The sequence below is a fragment of the Treponema sp. R6D11 genome, from assembly GCF_054786075.1.
Window position 1 is genome coordinate 1 of the sequence record NZ_BDHD01001009.1, and the last position, 414, is coordinate 414.

1 protein-coding gene is annotated in these 414 nt (G+C 37.4%); it reads left to right on the top strand.

Annotation, left to right across the window (positions count from 1 at the left end):
* The first annotated feature begins 72 nt into the window (after positions 1–72).
* Positions 73–285 carry a hypothetical protein gene (locus ACYVTD_RS17235; protein ID WP_461248861.1) on the top strand — a complete coding sequence of 71 codons (213 nt, stop codon included), beginning with the start codon at positions 73–75 and terminating at the stop codon, positions 283–285.
* Positions 286–414 lie beyond the last annotated feature (129 nt).

The following is a 414-nucleotide window of genomic DNA, read 5'->3' on the forward strand; positions in this document are numbered from 1 at the left end:
GTAAAAAAATAAAGCTTAAAAACCTTAAGTTTTACAAGTTTTGGTCATTATTATTTATATAAGGAGGAAATTATGAAAGGAAAAAACAAGGGGGCAATTATGACCCAACATCAGTATGAGATAGAGGAACGAGATCGGGCACAAATTAAGGAATACTTCCTGACAGGGCAAATAAGCGCAGAGGTGGCTGTCTTTATAATGCATTTGCTTGGTTTTTCCGCAACAAGAGCCAAGAGGCAAAATGGCCTGCCTGCTTCGCCCATCTTGCGCGGATTAATGAAGTAAAAACGGGCGTTCCTTTTTCAAAACCCTGCGAATTTTCATTTATAAGAAAGCTTACAAAAATCTTCTTTAATGCGGGCGGAATGCTCTTTTTGTCTTTTACCTTTGATTTTAACGAATCCTGCTTAAAAT

Excerpts from the sequence above, each read along its gene's own strand:
- ACYVTD_RS17235 (WP_461248861.1), top strand. The coding sequence starts at position 73 with ATGAAAGGAAAAAACAAGGGGGCAATTATGACCCAACATCAGTATGAG.